The sequence below is a fragment of the Chamaesiphon sp. OTE_75_metabat_556 genome (genome assembly GCF_031378165.1).
Classification (GTDB): domain Bacteria; phylum Cyanobacteriota; class Cyanobacteriia; order Cyanobacteriales; family Chamaesiphonaceae; genus Chamaesiphon.
Genome location: NZ_JANNDR010000037.1, coordinates 1 through 22,793, shown reverse-complemented (window position 1 = coordinate 22,793; position 22,793 = coordinate 1). Strand labels below are relative to the sequence as shown.

Sequence of the window (22,793 nt, the reverse complement as noted above, 5' to 3'; positions counted from 1 at the left end):
GGGGATTTAGCTGCGATTATTTTCCGAATAAACTGCCGCTGAGTTTCTTAATTGCTTTACCCGCAATATCCGAATAGCTGAGTTCCCCAGCTAAAACTCTTGCCATCGTCATACTTGCCGAAGGACGCTTGACGGCGGCTTTATAACTGACTTTCGGGAATTGATAAAAAGCCGTAGCTAACCGTTGCGCCCACTTCATATCTGCGCCCCATTCGGTGGCGATGATTTCAGTATACTTCTCTAAAGCAGTTGTGGTACCGCCGAGTGCGGCGTGAATCGCTTCAGCGGCTTTAATGCCTGAGAAGATCGAGGGGCGGATGCCTTCGGCGGTCATCGGATCGACGACGCAGGCGGCTTCGCCAGCTAAGACGGCGTTTTGGGTATGGAGTTTTTGATCGCCATCCCACAGACACAAGGGATGTCCGTATTGCTTGAAGTTGTTGATGTCGATACCGAAAGCACCTTTGCCATAGACATCGAGAATCTTTTTGAAATCTTGGGCTTCACCGCCGCGAAAGGTACCAATTCCGATCGAGTAACCATCGGCTTTGGGGAAGTTCCAAATATAACCGTTTTTAACTAAGCCAAATTCAAAATTAATCGTATTGACCACGTTTTCGCTGGGTGCATCGACTTCTAATGCGCCCGCGAGCCGACGTTTGCGATCTTTAAACCCTAGCCATTTAGCCATGTTGCCCTTTGCACCATCGGCAGCGATCAGGTATTTGGCTTCGACGGTACCATTTGCCGTAGTGACTTGCCAGCGATCGACTTTAAATTCGATCCCCTTGACCTCAGTATTATCCCGTAATTCGGCACCTTGGGCTTGGGCTTTTTGGACGAGAAAATGGTCGAAAACGTCGCGTCTGACCATCCAGATCGGCTCTTGGTTTTCGAGCGTGACATCGACGGGATCTTCTAAATTCAATGTGTACCGCAAGGTATTGACGCGACAGGAAATTGCGGGACTAAAATCAAAATCAAACCACTGGGCAATCGCTGGCGACACGCCACCACCGCAGGGCTTATAGCGAGGGAGAGCATCTTTTTCTAAAATTAATACCGATCTACCGCGCTTGGCGAGATGGTAAGCTGCACTGCCTCCAGCAGGGCCAGCACCGACAATAATACAATCAAACATAAAATACTATGGGGAGATGTTGGTTATGGCCAGCAGTAGCCATAATCTCGACCATTGTACTCCTACCAACCGCATTGAAACTAGAGATGTTGTCATCTGGCAGGATGTCGGACAGTTTGCGCCCCAGTCCCCACCCGATCGATCGGCTAGACAGAGAAGGAGGTCGCGAGTCTGCGACATTAAATCGACTCGAACTAAATTGTCACTAGCGATCGATTAAGCTGCTTGTTGGTTTGGCTCCTCAATGCCCCACTGGTGTTTGAGTAAGTTTTTGTAGCTATTTTCCCGTAGAACCATTTGTCTGTACAGGTTGACCAAGAATTCTTGAGCCTGCGCGTGACTCATGTCTTGGACTTGGTGCTCGAATGAGCGGATGTTGAACTGTTGTTCGAGGGATAGATCGAATGATGTAGACATAGATGATTACTCCTCCGATGGTTGCCTTTGCAAAATCGTCCTAAAGGGACAGTTGTGTCGATTGAGATCTGACTGTTGCCCGTATATGTTAAGAATTATAACATTTATTTGACAAAGTTGCGGATCTGTCAATTTGTAGATTTGAGATCTACCATTAGGCATAAGTTAATGTGCCCAGCTCAGGGTGACTTAGTTTCAGTTGTAGCAAATTAAATCCCTCGAAAATGCTCGAAGTGAACAAAAAATAGATTTTGTCAAGATATCTTGACAATTCTTTAAAGGTGGTTGGGCCAGGATCAAGAAAAGTCTTTTCCCAAGTAGCAAGTACTAATCCTATTGAAAATTAATCCTGTCGAGCGTGAGCAAAATCTGTAGACACTGGGCACACTAATAGTACGGAATTGCTCCGATTAGCCTTAACTCAATCCCGTATGAACGCTGTCGATTGCGGAAAAATCAAATGGTTACTGAATATTTAACGCTCGATCGCTTGGCGGCTCAGTTGAGTGAGGTCAAGCACCAACACTTCAGTGGGCAGATTTTACTCACAAGTGCTACTGGGTCCCAGTGGAGCTTGTACATCTACCTCGGTCGCATCCTCTATGCCACTGGTGGTAAGCATCCCATTCGGCGGTGGGTCAGAAATTCGACGATCGCTGGTGTCGATGTCAGTATGGCAGACGACCTCCAGGCGCGGATCGAAGCACTCACCAATATTTCCGGCTTGACGGCAGCCGAGATCGATAGCTGTTGGGAATATTACCTATTGGTAAATTGGGCCAAACAGGGTCGGATGACGCGAAATGCTCTCATCAAACAGATTCAATCAACGATTGTCGAGGTGATGTTTGATATCGTTCAAGCCGAGACAGTTAGTTTTCAACAGGTCGCCCAAGCACAACTGAGTCCACAGCTCACATTAATCGATATGGATCGAGCATTCGAGCTAGCCGTCCAAAAACAGCAGCAATGGCAGCAAACCGGATTGAAACAGATCTCACCCGATCGGAGTATCAAAATTGCCAAAATCGCTGAGTTTCAGCAGATGGTGTCGCCAACTGCCTACCAAGCATTGCAATTTGTCTTGGATGGCCAACAGACGATTCGGGAAATTGCGGCGAAGGCGCGGAAATCACCGGTGGCAATCGGCCAATCCTTTCAATCGCATCTTGCGACCGGCACGCTCAGTTTAATTGACTTGCCCGATTTTAACAGTCCCGTCGAGCAGAGCAAACATCCGCCGGGATTCAAATCCGCATTGATCGTCTGTATCGATGACAGTCCGTTTGTCTGCGATCGGCTGGAGCAAATTTTTCAGCAAGAGGGTTATCAATTTATTAGCGTGATGGATTCGCTCAAGGCCATTCCGATTGTCGTTGCCAAAAAGCCAGAATTGATTTTTCTAGATTTGGTGATGCCCAATGCAAATGGTTATGAAATTTGTAGTCGGCTGCGCAAAATCGGGGCTTTTCAGCAGACACCGATTGTGATCTTGACGGGTAATGATGGCGTGATCGATCGCGTCCGCGCCAAAGTGGTCGGGGCGACTGATTTCTTGACTAAACCAGTCCAATCAGAATTGGTGCTAGAAATTGCTCAGAAATATTTAAATCCTACATTAGCAAATTCACTCTAAAGATTGAGGCTTACATCGATGATAACTAAAACGGCTACAGCGACAGCGTTGATTGTTGAGGATGTCCAGACCGATTTGATGATTTTAACCAGTTACTTGGAGAATCTAGGCTGGCGGGTGATCTCGGCGGTGAACGGCGAGGAGGCACTCACTTATTTAAGTGCTAACACACCGGATATTGTCTTCTTAGACGTGGTGTTACCAGGGCGCAGTGGCTTTGAAATCTGTCGGACGATTAAGTCTCAGACCGATACTCAGAAAATCCCCGTGGTGATGTGCTCGACTAAAAACACGGATATGGATCGATTTTGGGGATTGAAGCAAGGTGCCGATCTCTATCTCACTAAGCCAGTAAATCGGCATGATTTTGTCGATATTTTACAGAAATTAGTGAATAAATAGCGAGGCGAGGGTCGCGATCGAGGGAGATAAATGAATTTAGCCACCAATAGCCAGCTACCAGCCGCACCAGTCACACCCGATCGACAGCAGTACTTAAAATTTCTGCTGCAACCTGGGTTGATGGCGGTAATTGACATCGAACGCGTCACCGAATTAATCGATCTGCCGCTCGATCGAGTGGTGCCAATGCCGCATCTACCGCCAGCGGTCAAGGGGATCTACAATTGGCGGGGCGAAATCCTCTGGATCGTCGATTTGGCGATGTTACTAGGTATGGGGGGAGATCGTCCGCCCCGTTATCGGCGGGTCCAGCCGACAATTATTATTGGTTGTGCCGACGATCGATCTGTTGGCAGTTCGCCACCCGGCTATGGTTCGGCGCGGTACTTACCAGCAACCGCCACAGTGGAGCGGCGGCAAGTCAAAACCATCGGGGTACTGGTAGATGAAATTGTCGATATTGAATGGTGCCAGATCGAGCTGATTCGCTCGGTACTACCAGATCGGCGGCATCCAGAATTAGGTACTGGGGTGCTGGGGATGTGGGAATCAACCCAAGGCGAAAATTTTTTGGTATTGGATGGCCGCGCCATTTTGGATCGAGCCGACTTACACGCTGATGTCTAATTGAACTTAAATTACTGTTTTTAATCCTAAACCGATGAATACGATCGAACGCGACCAGGTGGCACCACCGATTACTACAGATGCGGCAGAGACATCGCTGGAGCCGATCGCCGATGATTCATCAGTGATGTGGCGATCGGCAGCATCGCCGCATCAAAATTCAGGAGATCGCTGGGAAGATCGCCACATGTTACCTGCTAATTTGAGCCAGCGACGGTCGCGCCAACAGCAACAATCGCTACAGCGGCAAATTTTCTTGATGATTCTACCGTTGATCATCATTCCGATCGGGATCGGTGCGGGGTTAATTATTAACAAGAGTAATAAACCAACTCCAGCAGCAGGACAGATCGCCCAGGTCGAAGTATCATCAACACCTTTTTTACTCGATGCGATCGTCTTGTTATCGTTAGGGGCGATCAATTTAGGGGTGGCCGCATTGGTAACTCGCCGCATCACTGCCTCGCTCGATCGTGTCACCACCAAACTCACCGAAGCTGCCAATGGCGATCTCTCTGCCCAGCTCGAATTAGCTGATACTGCCGAATTTCAAGAACTAGCCCAAAGTTTCAACCAATTAGTTGCCAACTTCAATCGCACGCTCCAGCAACAACAATTAGCCGCACAAGCCAACAAATTATTCGGTAAAATCGCGCTGACAGCTCAGGAATCAGTCGATCGACTGCCAGTATATCACCTGGGTGTGAGTGGGATTCGCACCATCCTCAAAGCCGATCGGGTGTCGATCGTCCGCTGCAATCCCGACGGTAGCGCGGTAGTCATCGCCGAATCACTGACTGCGGGCTATCGATCCTCTCTCGACACTCCTGTGGGGCAGATGTATTTTGTCGAGTCACCGCGTGAATTAGCGGGCTACAAGCAAGGGCACAGCGTCGTGATCGACAATCTCCAGCAGGTAGCCTTGAGTAACCGGCAGCGGGAATTTGTCATCAAAATGCAAGTCAAATCGATGGTAAATATCCCGATTTTCGCTGGCAAACAGCTCGTTGCGTTGTTGTCGATCCATCAAGGCGATCGGGTGCGGCAATGGCAAGACTGGGAAGTGAATTTTGGGACTCAAGCTGCCCAGCGGATCGGTTTAGCAGTGGAGCAGATCGGTACCTGGAATACCCAGGCGATCGAGTTGCGCCGGACGAATATGCTCTCACAGGCACTCCAAGTACACGATCGAGCGCAGTCGGTCGAGGTACTCGATCGGGCTGTAGCCGCGATTCGGCAAGAATTTAATCTCGATCGACTGATCGTGTTGAGTGCCAACGATCTGTCACCAGCCCCAACAATGGTGGCTAGCGCGATCGCCCCAGACTGCCAGACACCAGATGCTGCGGTGATGGATCGCTACCTCGACTATGAAATTCACCGCGATGGTTGTGAGCCAGATCAAGTTTCGTGTATCTACAGTCTGAATGAGGCCGGTGGATTCCAGTCTGACGAGATCCTGTTGCTCGAAAGTCTCCAAATCCGCGCTCGATTGGTGGCACCGATCTTAGTTGAAGGTCAACTGTTAGGATTAGTCGTCGGACACATGTGCCATGAGGATCGCCAGTGGACACCAGCCGAGATCGATACATTTGCCACTGTTGCCGAGCAGATTGGGCTAGTTTTGAGTCGGCGCAAGTCGATCGAACAACAAGCAGCGCAGATGCATTATCGCAATCTCCTGTCCGAACTGACCCTCCAACTCAGACAATCACTCGATCGAGATGAAATTATCGCCACCGCACTGACGGCAATTCGCACGAATTTCGACCTCGATCGGGCGGTGTTTGTGACCTGTAATGACAATGTGCCACCGACGATCTCGGCAGAATCACTCGCCCCTGGCAACTTATCGATTTTGGGCGAACCAATTGATGAGTCGTTGCTAACTCCCCACCACATGGCTGGCTATCGCCAAGGTCAAATTAGGACTTTCCCCAATCTCGATCGAGTCGGGTTGACCGACGAGCAGATCGCCAATCTCCGCCGTCTGCAAGTGCAGGCGACTGTCTTGATGCCGATTTTGGTCAACAATCAACTATTGGGGCTGATCCTCGGTGATATGTGTCATGCACCCCGCAATTGGGAGCCGCCACTGGTAGACGCGATCGGTCAAATCGCCACGCAAATCGGGCTAACCTTGAATCAGGCACAACTCTTTGCCCAACGCGAACATGACGCGCGGCGATCGCAGATTTTATCGAATTTCACCTTGCAATTGCGGCAATCTCTCAAACGTCAAGATATTTTGAACACGGCAGTCGAACTGGTGCGCACCGCACTGGATCTAGATCGAGCTGTAATTTTTGAATTAGATCCAGCATTTAATGGTCGAATTACGGCCGAATCAACGATCGATCCGCAGTTAGCAATTATCGAGGCCGCGATCGACGATGGTTGTCTCAATGATGGCGGCTACGAACATGGCAAGATTACTTCCTGCCCAGATATTTATCAAGCTGGCCTGACCGAGTTACAGGTGCAAATGCTCGAACGGCTCCAGATCCGTGCCAATCTGGTCGTCCCGATTACGATCGACAGTCACTTGATCGGCTTATTGATCGGCCATGAATGTCACCAGTCGCGTGCGTGGCAACCGGAAGAAATCAATTTATTCAATCGGTTAGCCACCCAACTAGCACTAGCACTCAACCAAGCCTCACTGATCGAGCAACGCGAAGCCGATGCCAAACGGTCGCAAGCACTGTCGGAAATTACGCTCAAACTCCGCCAATCGATCGACCAAACCGAGATTTTAAACATTGCCTTACCCGAAATCCAGGCACTGTTAGGACTCGATCGTGCGAGTATGTTGGTGGTAGATAGTAATGGTGAAGGTGAAGGCAAAATTATTGCCGAAGCGATCGCTGCACCAGAATTTGCCGCCTTGGGGGGCGTGGTGCTAGCCGAAGATATGTTTGAAGTTTTGGGTCAGGGTTATGATGAGGGTTCGTCGATCTGTATCGACGATCTCCAGACCGCAGCTTTTAGTGTCGAGATGATCTCACGGCTCCAAAAAATGCAGATTAAATCGATCGTCACGATTCCGATTACTGTCAATCAGAAATTTTTTGGCCTCTTGAGCGCCACCATGTGTCGGAGTGCTCGGAAGTGGCAGCAGCCAGAAATCGAGCTGATGGTTCAGTTAGCCGCTCAAGTCGGGGTGGCACTAAATCAAGGGCAATTAGTCCAGAAACTGGAACTGGCCAATTTCCAGCAAGCGGGATATGCGGCCGGCCAAGAAGCGGCTCGCAAAGCCCTCCAAAAAAATGCTTGGGAGTTGTTGCTCCAAGTCGATCGGATCAGTCAAGGCGATTTAACCATCCGCGCCCATGTGACTGAAGATGAAATTGGGACGATCGCCGATTCCTATAATGCCACCGTTCAGAGCTTGCGCGGCTTGGTCAGCAATGTCCGCAATGTCTCCCAACAAGTAGTCAACACCACCAGTACTAACGAAATCTCCGTCGCCGAACTCTCAATCGAAGCGTTGCAACAAGCAGAGGATATCGGGCTAGCACTCAATCGCCTCCAAGAGATGTCTAGTTCGATCGACTTGGTGGTTAGCAATGCCCTGATCGCCGAATCTGCGGTGATGGAATCAGCCCAACTCGTCAAAGCTGGTGATGCGGCGATGAACTCGGCAGTGGAAGGGATTCTGACGATCCGCAATACAGTTGCCGAAACTGCCAAAAAGGTCAAACGCCTCGGTGAATCCTCCCAAAAAATCTCCAAAGTTGTCAACCTGATTAGTAGCTTTGCCGCTCAAACTAACCTACTGGCTCTCAATGCCAGTATTGAAGCCGCACGCGCGGGCGAAGAGGGTCGGGGCTTTGCCGTCGTGGCCGAGGAAGTGCGTTCGCTCGCTCGTCAATCTGCCGCAGCTACCGGCGAAATTGAAAATTTAGTGGCCAGCATTCAATCCCAGACGAGTGAAGTCGTCACTGCGATGGAGGCTGGTACCGAGCAGGTGGTGATCGGTACCAAGTTGGTGGATGAAACGCGCGCGAGTCTCGATCGCATCGCCGCTACCAGTCTGAAGATCGGTGAATTGGTAGAAGCGATCGCCCAAGCGGCACTACTCCAATCAGAAAATTCGACCCAGGTAACTCAAAGTATCGATCGCGTTGCCGATATTTCGCAGAAAACTTCGATGCGCGCGGATAATGTCCAAGCCTCATTCCAAGATCTGATCCAACTCGCTCAAGAGTTACAGAAGAATGTCGGTCAGTTTAAGATCGAGTGAGGGTCTAGTGGATAGTGGATAGTGGATAGTGAATGGTTTAAAACACATGAGCGCAGCTACTCACTACTATCTCGATAATGTTTATCCAAATCCTGAATCCTCATAAATAGTGACTATCTAGTCACTATCCACTATTCACTATCCACTATCCACTACTCATGTACATCGACCCAGAATTACGAGATCGAGTCTATCAACTGTTCAGCTTGGAAGTGCCCAAGATGTTGCAGACGATCGAAACAGAACTGGTTACTCTGAGTGTCGATCGGAGTGCAGACAAGGTCAATAACTTGATGCGGGCGGCGCATTCGATCAAAGGTGGGGCGGCCAGTTTGGGATTGGAGGCGATCGCCGATCTCGCCCATCAAATCGAGGATATTTTTCGGGTGCTCAGTCATCCAGATTTGCCCTTCGATGCCAAGTTAGATCGACTGTTATTTCAGATTTATGACTGTTTAAATCAATTAATTATTGCCGAGATTAATAGTGAAATCTTGGATGCTGGATTTCATACTAGCATTCAAATTATCCTCGCCGCTCTGGATGAAGAGATCGGTCATTTTGTGATTGCCGGACAGCAACTACCGGCCGATCGACTCAGTAGTGGGGTCGATCTGACCCAATCAATTTTTGAGGTCGATGTCGCGCAAAGTTTGAGTAGACTCGAACGCGTGCTGCTCGATCCAGACTGTGTCGCGATCGCGATCGGGGAATTTCGCGCCCAATCGGAAGTATTTACTGGCATTGCCGCCCTCACGAATCTGCCTGGATTTGGCCAGCTCGCTCATGCGACGATCGCGGTCTTGGATCGCCATCCCGATCGCGCCCGCGAAATGTGTTGTTTTGCCCTCGTAGACTTCTATCGCGCCCTCGACGCCGTCCTCACTGGTGATCGTGCTAGCTGCGGCCAGATTTCACCAGGATTTGCTTTTGCGATCGCCGAACTACCCCAATCCTTGGCAGTCGGGCAGATGCTCGATCCGTTGGATCTGGAAGCTTTATTCGACGATTTAGTAATGGTTGAGGAACTAGAGTTGCCCGATCTGGCCATTGATCCATTCGACTGGACTAGCGTGCAGCCGATGGTCGCCGAATTTGCATCTGTAACCAGCATTCCAGTAATGCCACGATTAGCTCAAATCGACACGAGCAGGCAGCGAGATCTCGATGAGTTTGATTTCATCATTGAGGATATCCTCTCTGTTGCCACGATTGTCCCAGTGACGATCGATTTCGATCTAGAGGATATTTTCGACCTGCCCAGCGATCGGGGGCTGTTACCAAAGCTGACGGTATGCTCATCATCCAGCACTACTAGTCTCGATTTCGATTTGGTGGATCTGTTCGATCTGCCGACATCCAAACTACTTTCAACAACAACGCTCGATCTCGATCGGATTGGAACGACGATCGCCGATCTGCGACGTAATTTCGACAGCTTGGCACCGATTACCCGCGCGACATTTGCACCACCAGCCAAACCCAACAAGCTAGTTCGGGTCAAAAAATCGCGTCCCAAAGCCGATCGAGCCGCAATCCCGCAACTATCGATCCGAGTGGGTCTCGATCGGCTAGAGCGGATGAATAATCTCATGGGTGAACTGGCGATCGAGCGACATGGATTGGCTTTGTCCGCCGACCAATTCACGGATACATTGGAGCAACTGCGCTCGAAATGTAGTAATTTCCAGACTATCGGCGATCGCTTGCGACAGATCGCTGACAACCTCGCCATTACGAATCAACCATCACCAGTAGCTAGCAATCCCACCGCAGTGCCAGTCGATCGGTTGCTAACTCAGGAATTTGATGCGCTGGAACTCGATCGTTATAGTGAAGTCCATCACATCGCCCAAGCGACGATCGAGCAATTAGCGCAAATCGAAGAACAGATCGAAGATTTATCACTATTTGTCACCAAATCCCACCAGCAGATCGATCGCCAAAAGCAATTGCTCTCCCATCTCCGCGACGACCTAATGTGGGCGCGGATGCTGCCCTTGGGCGAAATCCTCAATCGGTTTCCCCGTACCCTCCACGATCTGTCGGTGGAATTTAATAAACCAGTGGATCTCAAAATTACAGGTGCTGGCGTCCTCGTCGATCGCGCGGCGATCGATAAGCTCCTCGATCCCCTCCTCCATCTACTGCGGAACGCCTTCGACCACGGCATCGACGCTCCGGCTGTCCGACTCGCGATGGGTAAACCAGAGCGCGGCGCGATCGCCATCAATGCTTATCATCAAGGGAGTCAAACCACGATCGAGATCGCTGATGATGGTCGCGGCATCGACCTCGATGCCATTAAGGCCAAGGCGATTTCGCTGGGTCTACTCGATCCCAGTGCGGCAGCAACGATTAGCCGTGATCGACTGCTCGATTTTTTGTTTGAACCAGGGTTTTCTACTGCCGATCGGATCACCAAACTATCCGGTCGGGGCATGGGTTTGGATATTGTCAAAGAGCAAATCCAGTCGATTAAAGGCACGATCTCGATCGATTCCGAATCGGGACGCGGTACGACTTTCACGCTCCGCATTCCACTGACACTGACGATCGCCCAATTAATGATCTGCCAAGTCGGTAACGCCGTATATGCGTTTCCGGCTGACAGTATTCAAAAAATTGTCGTCCCCACCACCGATCGCTTATCAAAACAGGATGGCCAGCCAGTTTTTCACTGGCAAAATTTGACCATCCCCATTTACAACCTCAGCGATCTGCTCACCTACTCGATTGCCGTCCCCGAACGCAGCCTTTCCCACACGCTCAAAAGCAGTGCGAATAATCCTGCTGACTGGCTGCCACCACTATTATTGATCCGCCGCGCCGATCGGATCGTCGCGCTCCAGATCGATCGACTGATTACCGAACAGGAGCTGACGATCGTCCCCTTTGGTAATGCCATTACGCCGCCGAGTTATAGCTATGGTTGCACGATCCTTGGCGATGGAATCGTCCTCCCCGTCCTCAATCCACATACGCTGATTCAGGTCTTAGTTGATCGAGCTAGCTGTCCGCTGTCATCGCTACCACCACCAGTACCCGTGCCGCTGGTGAGCAATGCGACGATTTTGGCGATCGATGATTCAATTACCACCCGTCAGAGTCTGTGTCTATCGCTGGAAAAATTCGGCTATCGGACGCTGCAAGCCAAGGATGGCCAAGAAGCACTGCAAATCCTCCGCCAAAAAGCTAGTGAGATTAAATTGGTGGTGTGTGATGTCGAAATGCCCAATATGAACGGATTTGAATTCCTCAATGTCTATCGCCAAGATCGTGAGATCTCCCACATTCCCGTAGTGATGCTCACCTCTCGCAGTAACACCAAGCACCGCCAGTTTGCCAGTTATTTAGGCGCAGTTGACTATTTCATCAAGCCTTATGTGGAAGAAGATTTCATGAACGCGATCGGCAAGATTGTGGGGATTTGATAGTTGATAGTTGATAGTTGATAGTTGAGAACTACGAGATCGAATATTCATCACCCCGTGCCCTCATCTCCCCTTCTCTGAGTCTCCCTGTCCCCCCATCGCCCCGCTTTACAAAACCATATGTTTGCAAATACTCTCTCCAATAAATGGGTTGAAACGATAACATTAGTAACAACACTCGATTTAATTGTCTTTGAAGTCGATCGGATCGGTTTTGGCATTCCAATGACTAAAATCGACCGGATTATTAGTAGTGTATTTCTGGGTGAAGATTATTCACTGACTCAAAACGTTGATATCCTCGACCTCCACTACCATTTAACCGGGGAATCGATCGTCAGTCCGACATCGATCGTCCTGTGGATCGACGCACATCAACAGTTAGCAGCGATTCCGATCGAGACAGTTCCGGTGATGGTGAGCGTCCCACTCGATCGGATTCGGACTTTACCTAGCGATTTTCGCCAACAAGATCAACTCGGAATTGCCAGCCATATTGCCATCATCACTGATGATGAAAATACCGAATCAACGATCTTTATTTTGGCTGATTGAACATTTTTCTGTTCGCTAATTTTAAAGGTAGGGGTAATTCATGAAGTGGCTCAGACGTTGCCCCTACCTTTAAAATTGAAAGACCCTACCTTTAAAATTGAAACTAGGGTCTTATTCTCCAGTTACAGATAAACTCTCTACCCAAATACGCGGACAAACGCCACCATTAGTCAGCTCTTCTTTTGGATCGATATAGACGATCGAATTTAACAATTCGCGGAAATCACCAGCAACTGTGGCTGCTTCTACACTAGTCTTGACACCTTTATTGACGACCCAACCATCAAAAGGCAACGAGAAAGAACCTTGCAGCGATTGTACGCCCGCGTGGAGAGCTTGGAGATCGTCAATTAGAATCACATTTTCCGCTGTATCCAGATTGTATTTGGCATCAGCTTGTTCGCCCCCAGACACATGATAAAAGTGAGGTGAGACGGTGATTTTCGATCCCATATTCGCATGTCCAGTCGGTTTAGCATTCATCCGTTTTGCGGTACCAGCACTGTGAATAAATGATGACAAGACACCTTTGTCAATCAAGTTAACCCGCCGCGTGGGAGTCCCCTCCCCATCGAAGGTTTCGATCCCAAGATTACTTGGATGTAGAGCATCGTCAGCGACAGACAATAACGGGGATGCAATTTGAGTACCCAAAGATTCGGGGGTAGACAAACTTTGGTTATCGAGAATACTTTGGGCATTAAAGAGATTGGAGAAAGCACCGAGTAGACTCAAAAAGGCATCGGGAGAAAAGACGATCGTATATTTACCAGATGGGACTTTCTCGTAGTTAAGATGACTAATGGTTTTTTCAGCAGCTTCATCGATACACTTTTGGACATCCAATTTGTCAAAACTATGACTGAGTTCAAAAGCTCCGGCACTACGGGGCTTTTTACCTTCCTGTTCGGTTTTTGTATATAAATAGATTGAGGTAATTGAGTGAGCATCGCTGCGGATGGCACCATCGCTATTAAGATAAAATTGGTTCATCGAGCGTTGGGCTAAACCATTATAAGGCACGCTCTCGATCGCTTGATGAGTAGCTAATAATTTTCGTTCGGCAGCTACTAAACTCTCGATTAACTGAGGTACTGTCGCAGCTTCACCCGCTTCGATCTTAATATCGGCGATCGGGGCAGTCGCTTCGGGACTAAAATCTGGTGCGTGTTCTTTGATGCCAAAAAAACTAGCTTCATGAGCAGTTTTTAGTGCCAATTCTAAGCCATTGTCATCGTAATCGGTAGTGCTGGTAATCCCGACGGTGTTATCCTTATTCCAGACTCTGACGGTAATACCCGATCGATTAGAGGCTTTGACTTGCTTGGGTTCCCCTTTATCTACTTGGACGCTAGTTTCATCAACTGTAGAACCAGACAGATCGAATTTAGAAATGCCTAGTTTGGTGGCAATTTGACGCGCAGACTCGGAAACAGTTTGAATATTTAAGGACATAGATAATTAATTTACAGAATCTGAATTGGAAATTCCCCTCCTCGGAGGGGTGCCCATCGGGCGGGGTGGGTAGATCTACGCCACACCACAAAGAAATCGTGGATTTCTAACGTCCCCCAACGGTAATCGAATCGACCTTAATATGTGGCTGCCCGACAGTGACATAAATACTGCCACTTACCGAACCACAGAACCCCGCAGCCAATCCGAGATCCTCAGAACACATCGAAATCTTATTCATGATTTCCTTGGCTTCACCAATCAGCGTCGCTCCTTTGAGCGGCTTGGTAATTTTGCCATTTTCAATCAGATAAGCTTCATCCACTGAAAAGTTAAATTGTCCGGTAGCACCGACACTACCGCCACCCATTTTCTTACAATAAATGCCCTTGTCGATCGAGCCAAATAACTCCTCGACTTTATGCTCGCCCGGAGCGATATAAGTATTGCGCATCCGACTTGCGGCCGCATAAGCATAACTATTGCGGCGGCCGCTGCCCGTGCGGGGATGTCCGGTGCGGATCGAGCCAGCGCGATCGGCGATAAAATTCTTAAGGATACCATTTTCGATCAATAGGGTGCGCTGGGCTGGCATCCCTTCATCGTCCATATCGATGGTGCCAAAAGCATTGCCAGACAAGCCTTCATCCCAAGCCGTTAAACTTTCATGGGCGATTTTTTGACCCTTCATCTCAGCAAACGGCGTGGTGTTTTTCTCGATTTGGGTCGTCTCAAGTAAATGTCCGCAAGCCTCATGGAAAATCACGCCACCAAATTTATTGGCCATGATAATTGGATAAGTCCCCGATTCTACATAGTCGGCGTAGAGCATCTTACCCGCCGATTCCGAAACATCTTCAGCCGTAGCCCCATAGTCCCAGGTGGTTAAAAACTTCGGATTGCTAGTATCGCCAACTCGTTGACCGATCGACGATCGATTGGCACCGTCAGCACATAATAGGTTATAGCCGACAGATTGGGTCAGTCGAATGTCCCGCGCAAATGTCCCATCACTAGAAGCAATTAATACTTCTTGCCAGTCGCGGAAATATGCCGCCCGTCGCGATTGAATGTGTGTCGCCGTCTGTTTGAGCTTGCCATTAGCGGCCAACAGCACATCCGCCATCTCCCGCATCGAGCTACACTCTTTCAACCAGCTATCTTTGCCCTTTTTGGTGGCGTAGTCTCGTAACAGTTCGAGATTGATTTCGGGTACATAGGAGTTAGGCGCAGGTAAGTGCAACGCCATAATTCCCAAAGCCTTCTCTAATGCCGATTTTAGCCCCATAAAGGACAAGTCATTGGTACTGACATAGCAATCGGCTTTACCCTTAAATACCCGTACGCCCGCACCTGTAGAGAGTCGGGGCGAGATACTGGTGATTTGGTCGTCTTCCGCTAGACAGCTAATATAATTTGATCGCTCTAAGAAAAACTCCACAAAGTCCGCACCAGCCGCTCGTCCTAAGCCCAGCAGTGTCGATAGCGGAGCTTCCCAGGTTTCATCGAATCGATGGGTCGTCGCTGAATAACTCAGATTTGGCAGTTGCTTGGATAACAGAAAAGATTTGGGATCGATCGAAAGAGTCATGCAGGCTTCTCCTGGGGTGCTTTATTTATTGTAACGAAGAGAGTTGGGAGTTGGGAGTTGGGAGACACAGAGATGAGGGACTAGCGATCTTCAAGCTCTATCCACTATCCACCGCAGCCTAAAGCCTAAGACCTAAAGCCTTCCCTGAGAAACTGTAAACATCCATGACAATTCTTATCGATTGATTGAAAAATTTACCATTATGAAACAAAAGATCTATGCTGAAAAATAGATAGTAATAGTTGTGGTAATGACTTATGGACAAGCAGAAGTATCGGATGAACTGCACCCTCACATTCAGTGATATCTATGGGCAGATTGTAATTTGGTTGATGGTAATTTTTATCAGCCTGGCTTCTGCTCTGTCTCTATGGAGTGCTACGCGCCAGATTTACGCGCTGGCAACTGTGGGTTTAATCTTAGTTTTATCCCTCCCCTTTTTATTATTTGCCTTCGTCACCACCTTACTCAATCACATTGAGTTTGTGCCGCTCGAAGCCAACGAAACGACTAGTAGCAGTACCAATAAGCACCGCGCTCACAAGATCGAACCTGCCGCAGTCTAGGGTCGATCGAATTGCTAGCGATAGATAATGCTCGATCGGTGAGATCCCTACTGCCGATCGACTGTTACCTTTTGTTATAATCGGGACGGATGCCCAGCGGAAAGTGTCGCGACAACGGATATGAACAGAAGAAGACCGAATCGTTACGAAGATGATTACGACGATTACGACTACGAACCAAAAAATCTCCCGCCCGAAAAAGGCGGGAAGAAACCTGGGGGTAAATCGATGTTTGATTGGGCAAAAATTGCCGTAGCCGCAGCCATTCTGATTGTCGGGATCGGGATTGGGGTCGCTTTTAGTTCTACCGCGACTGTCGATCCCCAAAACGTAGCTTCTCGCGACTTTATTGATCGAGCCGCACCCAACCCTGAATTATGCGTCCAGTATGGTGCCAGCGCGATGGTGATGGATGCCAGATTATTTGTCACCCTCAGTCCTTTTAAAGTGTATGTATCTCAGCCGAAGATGACACCAGGCTGTGTCATGCGCAGCAATAACTGGTCGATTCTCGAACAGCGAAAACTACTTAATGGCGATCAAGTGCGCGAATGTAAACAGAAGATGAATACCTTCGGATTTACAGGTGCCTTGGAATCTAAGCCCGAAATCACCTGTATCTACCAAAACGATGCCGCCCAAAATCTGTTTCTCAATCAACCTGGTGGCACGTCCGCACCACCGGCTACTGGCTCAGATCAGTTCTAATTCCATCTCACCAACAGCCAGAATAGATCGATTTAGAATCGATCGATAGATCGAGAATAAAGAAGATCGCTAGATCGATTAATAGCAGGGAGATAATGCAATCTCCCTGCTATTTTCATAATTGCAACTAACAATCGAATATCGATCGAGATCGCGATCGAATACCCAAAACTCAATTCGTTCAGGATTACTAGATAATCCAAATGCTTAGACTTTTTGCTCGATCGATTCTAATCGTGCTTGTCTGCGACGGAGTATCAATTTTCCACCGATCGCGGCAAAGATTAAGGTACCGAGCAAATCAGCAGGTTCTGGCACACTAGTCGCTTCAGCACTAGCAAACCGAGAAATACCAGCAATCGCATTTTGACTACTAACAGCATTATTGAGAATGCCATTATCCACCCGATTCCAGCCAATTGCATCAAATGCTTTCTGATCATTTTCAGAAATTGCGAGTAGTTCACCTGGAGCGATCGTTGGATCGAGAATTCCCAAGCCTAGATTATCCTTCCAGTGGCCATTCTGACGACCATCGCCAAAAATTTCCCCGTTAGAAAGATCGGCAATTTTAGTTACGCCACCATCGATCGAAAAATATTTAGCACGATCGTCTGCCGTCCAATCGATCGCACCGACATTCTTACTGTCAGTAGAATACCGAAATAGATCGAGAGGACTGACATAACTAAATTGATTGTCGTTATAATATTGCGACGAACTATTGGTATCCAAAATATCGACACCACTCATAAAACCTAAAGCGTGGCCGATTTCATGCGCAGCAATCCCCACAAAATCAAATGCCCCACTACTAATGCCATCGCTCCGATTGAAATCCCAATTAAACAAACTACTAAAACTAATCGAGGCATCATTACTAGTGCTATTCCCTTGCAGTCCTAATGCCTTGGCATTTGCCCTGGTTAGATCGATCGTTTGATTATTGGCATTACCATTATTATCTAGGTAAGGGGTCGCACTTCCCGCGCCGTTGGGATTATTGGCCGTACGATTGAGCAGCAGATTAAATGTCGAGCCACTGGAGAGACTATTGACAGCCGTATTATCGTCTGCTGAGGTTCGATCGTTTTTGAGGGCATTGTAAACTTGACTGTAGTTATAAGACTGATAGCTAGAACCAGTCTCCCCTAGAGTACCCGCACCCAGTGCTGTCAAGTTAATATTGACATTGACAGTGACAGGATCGGTAAATATTGAAGACCAGAGATTTCCGGCGGCTGCGAAACCATCGATCGCTTGTTGGGATGTTCCGGCGGCTGGCGAGAAGTTAAATGTCAGCGCATTGACTGGAGTTAATCCGCCACTAGAGCCAATGCCGATCGCCGCCAGCCCCGCGATCGCCGCCGCCTGATTGAGTCGTACGATATAAGTCTTCATTGTGGTAGATCGTAGTAATGAATTGTGTTCGATTAGCACCCAAAAACATTTGCGCGAATCCGATGCTGGATTCGCGCTAGATTGCTTGAAGAGAAGATCGAATTAGCGTAGTCGATCGGTTTGAGTTTGAAATGTTGTTGCCGAGGTTATTCTAGCTTACAAACAGATCGATCGGACGTACAAAATTAGACTACATTGCTGCTGACAAATTGTTAGACTTCTAAATCTCGCTCTGGCACGGTGACTTCAGCCAGATATTTTCTGCGCTTGAGCACCAATTTAACACCAAAAGCGGCACAGATAAACGTGCCCGCGAAATCAGCAGGTTCGGGGACGATCGCCGTATTGCGACGATTCCAGCCGATGACATCTAACGATTGAGCATCATTGTTAGTAATCTGCAACAATTCACCATTGGCACTAGTGGGATCCATAATCCCTAATCCTAAATTATCCTTCCAATGACTTGCTTGACGACCATCACCCAGAACGGAGCCAGTCGAAAACGAAGCAATCTTCGTCACACCATTATCCAGTGAGAAGTATTTATCACTAGTTCCTGCCGTAATGTCGATCGCGTTCACAGCCTGACTAGCTGTAGAGTAGCGAAATAGATCTAACGCTGCGATCGCCGAACTCTGAAAAGCACTATCTACAGCCCCATCAATGTAATCGACTCCGCTCACAAATCCCAATGCGTGGCCGATTTCATGTGCGGCAACACCGACAAAATCATAAGCACTGCTACTGATGCCATTGCTGCGATCGAAATCCCAAGTGAATAAGCTATTGAATGAGATACTAGCATCCGTAGTACTACTAGTACCGATTAGACCTAAGGCTTTCGCATTGGCACGATTGACCTCAACCCAGTTGCTGTCATACGTATAGGCCGTTAAACTACCATTTCCATTCGGATTGTCCGTAGTGTGGTTGATCAATGTCTTATACGTCGAACTATTAGACAAGCTATTGACGGCTCTGGTGTCATCTGCTGTTGTTTTATCACTGTTGAGTGCATTATAAACATTCTGATAAGAATAATAATTACTTGCAGAACTAGCTTGACCGAGCGTGCCGGCATCTAGTACTGAATAGTCAATACTGAGATTAATAATGACATCATCGGTAAACAACGAAGACCAGAGAGCACCTGCGGCGGCAAACCCATCGCGAGCTTGTTGTGATGTCGCTGCAGTTGGTGTGAAATTAAATGTCAATGCATTTGCTGGTGTCATAGAACCACTGCCACCAAGACCAGCTAATGCCATCCCTGTCATCACAGCCAAGTGCTTAATTTTCACAATCTGAATCTTCATTGCTCGCGTTATTATCTATATATCTTCACCCAATTATTGCTGTATAAAATAAAACATGCCACGGTGGAAATACGGCTGTAAATATACTTAGCTTTGATTTCTGATAGTTGATGTTAACTAGCAGTAAAATTTAAACACTTGAATGATATCGATTGCTATTTTGCAAACGTTATAGCTGGAATTAGACCGAAATATTCTCAAAATTAGTGCATACAAAAATCGCGGTAGCTCATGAGCTGCCGCGAGGAAAAAAGATAAGAAAATTAGTTGGATTTGATCGTACTTAGATGAAGAGCTACAGATTGGTGATAAAACCGACGATCCCGTGTCCGGTCAAAACTTCTTGAATCAACAGGGCGACAAAACCGATCATCGCAAGGCGACCGTTGAGTGTCTCGGCATATTTCGTCCAGCCCGCTTGAGGGCCGTCAGTGACGTACATTTTTGGCTCGATCGCAAAGTTATTCTCTCTACCGTCGTTGTCGATGAATGTTTTGCCCTGCATGATGGTTTCCTCTGTTGAGTAGTGCGATAGATATTTTTCTGTGTAAACTAGCAGATGGGAGGCGATCCAGACTGGTGACTACAGATTGGTGATAAAGCCAACGATGCCATGTCCGGTTAACACTTCTTGAATTAACAGTGCAACGAAGCCAATCATCGCCATCCGACCATTGAGTGTTTCGGCGTACTTAGTCCAACCAGCTTGAGGGCCGTCAGTGACGTACATTTTTGGCTCGATCGCGAAGTTATTTTCTCTGCCGTCGTTGTCGATGAATGTTTTGGTTTGCATAATGGCTGGGCGGTGACTTACCGTTACAAATATTTAGTTATGTAAACTAATATAACGATATCTTTACAAAAAAGCAAGGAATTTTGACAAATCGTCAAAAATGTCCTCGATCGACGTTCGCCCATTTAGTAGCTATATATTGCTGATGAACCCACCCGACCTCGAAATTACCGTCACGATCCAGCTATTTTCGGTGTATCAAGAAGCCTTTGGCAGATCCGAAATCTCCTATCAATTTCCGCCCAATACGCCTGTCAAAGCCGTGCTAGAGCGATCGATCGCCGAGCGGCCGCAATTAGCTCAATGGCGTGATGTGACGCGCTTTGGCATCAATCTCGAATTTGTCGATCCAGAGACGATCGTGCGCGATCGCGACGAAGTAGTCTTAATTCCCCCAGTCAGCGGTGGCTGACTCATCCCGAACGATGCCCGATGGATCGATGGTTAGATGTCGATCGAGGGATTGCCAATGATAAAGTCCTAATGGACGAAGTTTGGTGGTAAACAGGTCGATGGAAAAGCCCCCTTTCGTAGCGCGGTGGGCGATATGTTCCAAAAACATGCGTCGAAAGGTATACTCAACGATCGAATCGCCTTCGAGCAAGATGACTTCAGTGATCGCGGCCAGTCGATCGATCTGAGCATCGACACCACTAACGATCGTCTCGATCGCAAATTCGGCAAATTCAGCAATATCTAGCGCAATCGGTCGGTGGCCGATCGGTGGCCATGAATCTAGATGTACGACCCATTGAGCCTCAAAAGCTGGAAACTCTGAGAGAATAATCTCCATACAATTGGTACGATCGATCTGACTATACTCCATACATTGTTAGTTCTAATGACTAATCACTTAGATCGGGCGATCGCGCTGCTCCACTCAGCTACCCAGAGTTTAACAGAATTATCAGCGATCTCCGTCGGTAGGGAAACCGCCGATTTACGGCATCAGCCACCCTTACGCGAGACGATCGATAATAGTGCCGAACAAATTCGGCGCGCGCTCGCCGAACTCGCCGCAGCACTCAATCCGCCCTCCCTAGACACGATTCCCCCCGAAATCATCGCTAAAGCCGAACGGTTGGGAATTCCCCTCAATGATATTGAGGTGCGAGTCGCCATTACCACCCATCATCTGAGTCAATTTGTCGGCATTCTCAATGAAATCGAGCAGAGATTTGGTGAAATCCGTCGCGTGCGAGAATATTTACTAGTCAGGCTGCCAGACCAACCGATCGAGCAACTTGGTTCTAGACTACCTGTATATACGGCAACAGATTTTGAGTGGACGGAACCCCGACTCTCACCAACAGAACTTGCCGCAATTCGATCCAAATATCAGATTGATCGGTTATTAACCCAACCACCCCGCCACTCAACCGATCTCTTCCAACAGATCGCCGCCGCCGATCGCGCCTGGTCTCAAGCTCAAACCGATCTCCAGTCCCCACCCACCGATCCTGAAGATCTCCCCTTCTAAAATTAGGCTGTGCCGATGTGCAGGATAATGCACTATTCGGATACCCCGCTCCCCGCTCCCAACTCTCAACTCCCAACTCCCAACTCCCAATGACTCGATTTATCAGTTTTATTCCTAGTGCGCGGACATTCTGGCTGCTGGTTGGGGGTGGTTTGTTTGCCACGATTGTGGCGATCGTCATGCCTGCACCCCAAGGTATCAGCATCGCCACCAGCATTACTTGTGCTTGGTATGCTCTCATTCTGCTGCTGGCCGGAATCGATGCTGCACGCAGCAAAGCCGATCGAGTCCAAGTCAGCCGCGAGCAGTTGGGAAAACTCTCGATCGGGCGGGATAATCTCGTAACGCTGACGGTAGAATCGATCGCCAGGAGTGGCAAATCGCGCCAGTTGCACTACCAAATTCGCGACGGTTTACCAGCAGATTTGGCAGTAACTAGCGAACCAATTGTGGGAGAGCTGACAGCAGGAACTACTCAAACCATGACTTATCCCGTCCATCCTTACCGCCGAGGCGAGTACGCATGGCAGGGGATCGCAGTTAGGCAATTGAGCTTGTGGGGACTGGCTTGGCAGCAATGGCGGGTAGATGCCGCCCAGACGGCGGTGGTATATCCCGATCTAGTCGGCCTCAGAGCACTCTCGATTCGTCTTACTCTCCAATCGACCGGATCGATGCGCCAAGCTAGAAAGCGCGGCATGGGTACAGAATTTAGCGAACTGCGCGACTATAATAGTGGCGACGATCCCAGATCGATCGATTGGAAAGCTACCGCGCGGCGCAATCGACCACTGATCCGCGTCTTGGAGCCGGAGCAGGAACAGACGGTGATTATCTTGCTCGATCGGGGGCGGCTGATGACTGCCAATATTCAGGGCTATCAGCGGTTTGATTTTGGTCTAAATGCAACTCTATCCCTGGCACTGACGGCGATTCAACGAGGCGATCGAGTAGGTGTGGGCGTATTCGATCGGTATCTGACGACCTGGATTCCGCCCCAGCAGGGTCAAAATCACTTTTCG

At 48.6% G+C, this 22,793-nt stretch carries 21 protein-coding genes; 12 read left to right on the top strand and 9 right to left on the bottom strand.

Annotation, left to right across the window (positions count from 1 at the left end):
* Window positions 1-16 precede the first annotated feature (16 nt).
* Window positions 17-1,141 (bottom strand): geranylgeranyl reductase family protein, encoded by a 1,125-nt coding sequence (locus RMO27_RS01825; RefSeq protein WP_309728561.1) that lies wholly within the window; start codon window positions 1,139-1,141, stop codon window positions 17-19.
* A 25-nt stretch (window positions 1,142-1,166) separates the two neighbouring features.
* On the opposite strand from RMO27_RS01825, the gene RMO27_RS01820 reads away from it, so the two are divergent.
* Window positions 1,167-1,361, top strand: a complete 195-nt coding sequence (locus tag RMO27_RS01820) for a hypothetical protein (protein WP_309728560.1) — start codon at window positions 1,167-1,169, stop codon at window positions 1,359-1,361.
* Here the strand turns inward: RMO27_RS01820 and RMO27_RS01815 are convergent.
* Window positions 1,358-1,558, bottom strand: coding sequence for an NblA/ycf18 family protein (locus RMO27_RS01815; RefSeq protein WP_309728559.1), 201 nt, complete (start codon window positions 1,556-1,558; stop codon window positions 1,358-1,360). The genes RMO27_RS01820 and RMO27_RS01815 overlap by 4 nt on opposite strands.
* Before the next feature lie 460 nt (window positions 1,559-2,018).
* Here RMO27_RS01815 and RMO27_RS01810 point away from each other — a divergent pair, with 460 nt between their 5' ends.
* The 6 genes from RMO27_RS01810 to RMO27_RS01785 all read left to right on the top strand — a co-directional run bounded on the left by RMO27_RS01810 (window position 2,019) and on the right by RMO27_RS01785 (window position 12,458).
* Entirely contained in the window at window positions 2,019-3,194 is a 1,176-nt protein-coding gene (locus RMO27_RS01810; RefSeq protein ID WP_309728558.1) for a response regulator, read from the top strand.
* An 18-nt stretch (window positions 3,195-3,212) separates the two neighbouring features.
* Entirely contained in the window at window positions 3,213-3,596 is a 384-nt protein-coding gene (locus RMO27_RS01805; RefSeq protein ID WP_309728557.1) for a response regulator, read from the top strand.
* Between the two features lie 30 nt (window positions 3,597-3,626).
* Window positions 3,627-4,223: a chemotaxis protein CheW gene (locus RMO27_RS01800; protein ID WP_309728555.1), complete on the top strand. Its 597-nt coding sequence runs from the start codon at window positions 3,627-3,629 to the stop codon at window positions 4,221-4,223.
* Between the two features lie 34 nt (window positions 4,224-4,257).
* Window positions 4,258-8,469, top strand: coding sequence for a GAF domain-containing protein (locus RMO27_RS01795; protein WP_309728552.1), 4,212 nt, complete (start codon window positions 4,258-4,260; stop codon window positions 8,467-8,469).
* A gap of 158 nt (window positions 8,470-8,627) precedes the next feature.
* A complete protein-coding gene (locus RMO27_RS01790) occupies window positions 8,628-11,903 on the top strand; it encodes a hybrid sensor histidine kinase/response regulator (protein WP_309728550.1) in 3,276 nt (1,091 codons plus the stop codon).
* 120 nt (window positions 11,904-12,023) lie between these two features.
* Window positions 12,024-12,458: a hypothetical protein gene (locus tag RMO27_RS01785; protein ID WP_309728548.1), complete on the top strand. Its 435-nt coding sequence runs from the start codon at window positions 12,024-12,026 to the stop codon at window positions 12,456-12,458.
* A 111-nt stretch (window positions 12,459-12,569) separates the two neighbouring features.
* Here the strand turns inward: RMO27_RS01785 and RMO27_RS01780 are convergent, their stop codons facing one another.
* Both RMO27_RS01780 and RMO27_RS01775 read right to left on the bottom strand, forming a co-directional pair.
* A complete protein-coding gene (locus RMO27_RS01780) occupies window positions 12,570-13,913 on the bottom strand; it encodes a TldD/PmbA family protein (protein ID WP_309728546.1) in 1,344 nt (447 codons plus the stop codon).
* A gap of 106 nt (window positions 13,914-14,019) precedes the next feature.
* Window positions 14,020-15,504 carry a TldD/PmbA family protein gene (locus RMO27_RS01775; protein ID WP_309728544.1) on the bottom strand — a complete coding sequence of 495 codons (1,485 nt, stop codon included), beginning with the start codon at window positions 15,502-15,504 and terminating at the stop codon, window positions 14,020-14,022.
* Window positions 15,505-15,761: 257 nt separating this feature from the next.
* On the opposite strand from RMO27_RS01775, the gene RMO27_RS01770 reads away from it, so the two are divergent.
* A complete protein-coding gene (locus RMO27_RS01770) occupies window positions 15,762-16,070 on the top strand; it encodes a hypothetical protein (protein ID WP_309728543.1) in 309 nt (102 codons plus the stop codon).
* A 120-nt stretch (window positions 16,071-16,190) separates the two neighbouring features.
* Window positions 16,191-16,778, top strand: coding sequence for a DUF3172 domain-containing protein (locus RMO27_RS01765; RefSeq protein ID WP_309728541.1), 588 nt, complete (start codon window positions 16,191-16,193; stop codon window positions 16,776-16,778).
* A gap of 207 nt (window positions 16,779-16,985) precedes the next feature.
* On the opposite strand, the gene RMO27_RS01760 is transcribed toward RMO27_RS01765, so the two are convergent.
* The 4 genes from RMO27_RS01760 to RMO27_RS01745 all read right to left on the bottom strand — a co-directional run bounded on the left by RMO27_RS01760 (window position 16,986) and on the right by RMO27_RS01745 (window position 20,291).
* Window positions 16,986-18,179 carry an NF038122 family metalloprotease gene (locus tag RMO27_RS01760; RefSeq protein WP_309728539.1) on the bottom strand — a complete coding sequence of 398 codons (1,194 nt, stop codon included), beginning with the start codon at window positions 18,177-18,179 and terminating at the stop codon, window positions 16,986-16,988.
* Between the two features lie 212 nt (window positions 18,180-18,391).
* Window positions 18,392-19,498, bottom strand: a complete 1,107-nt coding sequence (locus RMO27_RS01755; RefSeq protein ID WP_309728537.1) for an NF038122 family metalloprotease — start codon at window positions 19,496-19,498, stop codon at window positions 18,392-18,394.
* Window positions 19,499-19,793: 295 nt separating this feature from the next.
* Window positions 19,794-20,003 (bottom strand): chlorophyll a/b-binding protein, encoded by a 210-nt coding sequence (locus RMO27_RS01750; RefSeq protein WP_309728535.1) that lies wholly within the window; start codon window positions 20,001-20,003, stop codon window positions 19,794-19,796.
* 78 nt (window positions 20,004-20,081) lie between these two features.
* On the bottom strand, window positions 20,082-20,291 hold the full coding sequence (locus tag RMO27_RS01745; RefSeq protein ID WP_309728533.1) for a chlorophyll a/b-binding protein: 210 nt from the start codon (window positions 20,289-20,291) through the stop codon (window positions 20,082-20,084).
* A gap of 145 nt (window positions 20,292-20,436) precedes the next feature.
* Between RMO27_RS01745 and RMO27_RS01740 the strand changes: the two genes are divergently transcribed.
* Complete coding sequence (locus RMO27_RS01740) at window positions 20,437-20,703, top strand: MoaD/ThiS family protein (protein WP_309728530.1); 267 nt, start codon at window positions 20,437-20,439, stop codon at window positions 20,701-20,703.
* Here the strand turns inward: RMO27_RS01740 and RMO27_RS01735 are convergent.
* Window positions 20,677-21,117 (bottom strand): hypothetical protein, encoded by a 441-nt coding sequence (locus RMO27_RS01735; RefSeq protein ID WP_309728528.1) that lies wholly within the window; start codon window positions 21,115-21,117, stop codon window positions 20,677-20,679. The two genes, RMO27_RS01740 and RMO27_RS01735, sit on opposite strands and share 27 nt — an antisense overlap.
* A gap of 15 nt (window positions 21,118-21,132) precedes the next feature.
* Here RMO27_RS01735 and RMO27_RS01730 point away from each other — a divergent pair, with 15 nt between their 5' ends.
* Entirely contained in the window at window positions 21,133-21,771 is a 639-nt protein-coding gene (locus tag RMO27_RS01730) for a hypothetical protein (RefSeq protein ID WP_309728526.1), read from the top strand.
* An 89-nt stretch (window positions 21,772-21,860) separates the two neighbouring features.
* Window positions 21,861-22,793, top strand: a 933-nt coding sequence (locus RMO27_RS01725; protein ID WP_309728524.1) for a DUF58 domain-containing protein, incomplete at its 3' end; no start/stop codon positions are given.

What these genes read in the sequence shown, in the direction of transcription:
- RMO27_RS01820 (WP_309728560.1), top strand. Translation starts at nt 1,167, where the DNA reads ATGGCCAGCAGTAGCCATAATCTCGACCATTGTACTCCTACCAACCGC.
- RMO27_RS01730 (WP_309728526.1), top strand. Translation starts at nt 21,133, where the DNA reads ATGACTAATCACTTAGATCGGGCGATCGCGCTGCTCCACTCAGCTACC.
- RMO27_RS01735 (WP_309728528.1), bottom strand. Translation starts at nt 21,117, where the DNA reads ATGGAGTATAGTCAGATCGATCGTACCAATTGTATGGAGATTATTCTC.
- RMO27_RS01740 (WP_309728530.1), top strand. Translation starts at nt 20,437, where the DNA reads ATGAACCCACCCGACCTCGAAATTACCGTCACGATCCAGCTATTTTCG.
- RMO27_RS01775 (WP_309728544.1), bottom strand. Translation starts at nt 15,504, where the DNA reads ATGACTCTTTCGATCGATCCCAAATCTTTTCTGTTATCCAAGCAACTG.
- RMO27_RS01745 (WP_309728533.1), bottom strand. Translation starts at nt 20,291, where the DNA reads ATGCAAACCAAAACATTCATCGACAACGACGGCAGAGAAAATAACTTC.
- RMO27_RS01785 (WP_309728548.1), top strand. Translation starts at nt 12,024, where the DNA reads ATGTTTGCAAATACTCTCTCCAATAAATGGGTTGAAACGATAACATTA.
- RMO27_RS01810 (WP_309728558.1), top strand. Translation starts at nt 2,019, where the DNA reads ATGGTTACTGAATATTTAACGCTCGATCGCTTGGCGGCTCAGTTGAGT.
- RMO27_RS01790 (WP_309728550.1), top strand. Translation starts at nt 8,628, where the DNA reads ATGTACATCGACCCAGAATTACGAGATCGAGTCTATCAACTGTTCAGC.
- RMO27_RS01755 (WP_309728537.1), bottom strand. Translation starts at nt 19,498, where the DNA reads ATGAAGATTCAGATTGTGAAAATTAAGCACTTGGCTGTGATGACAGGG.
- RMO27_RS01805 (WP_309728557.1), top strand. Translation starts at nt 3,213, where the DNA reads ATGATAACTAAAACGGCTACAGCGACAGCGTTGATTGTTGAGGATGTC.
- RMO27_RS01795 (WP_309728552.1), top strand. Translation starts at nt 4,258, where the DNA reads ATGAATACGATCGAACGCGACCAGGTGGCACCACCGATTACTACAGAT.
- RMO27_RS01825 (WP_309728561.1), bottom strand. Translation starts at nt 1,141, where the DNA reads ATGTTTGATTGTATTATTGTCGGTGCTGGCCCTGCTGGAGGCAGTGCA.
- RMO27_RS01760 (WP_309728539.1), bottom strand. Translation starts at nt 18,179, where the DNA reads ATGAAGACTTATATCGTACGACTCAATCAGGCGGCGGCGATCGCGGGG.
- RMO27_RS01765 (WP_309728541.1), top strand. Translation starts at nt 16,191, where the DNA reads ATGAACAGAAGAAGACCGAATCGTTACGAAGATGATTACGACGATTAC.
- RMO27_RS01815 (WP_309728559.1), bottom strand. Translation starts at nt 1,558, where the DNA reads ATGTCTACATCATTCGATCTATCCCTCGAACAACAGTTCAACATCCGC.
- RMO27_RS01780 (WP_309728546.1), bottom strand. Translation starts at nt 13,913, where the DNA reads ATGTCCTTAAATATTCAAACTGTTTCCGAGTCTGCGCGTCAAATTGCC.
- RMO27_RS01770 (WP_309728543.1), top strand. Translation starts at nt 15,762, where the DNA reads ATGGACAAGCAGAAGTATCGGATGAACTGCACCCTCACATTCAGTGAT.
- RMO27_RS01750 (WP_309728535.1), bottom strand. Translation starts at nt 20,003, where the DNA reads ATGCAGGGCAAAACATTCATCGACAACGACGGTAGAGAGAATAACTTT.
- RMO27_RS01800 (WP_309728555.1), top strand. Translation starts at nt 3,627, where the DNA reads ATGAATTTAGCCACCAATAGCCAGCTACCAGCCGCACCAGTCACACCC.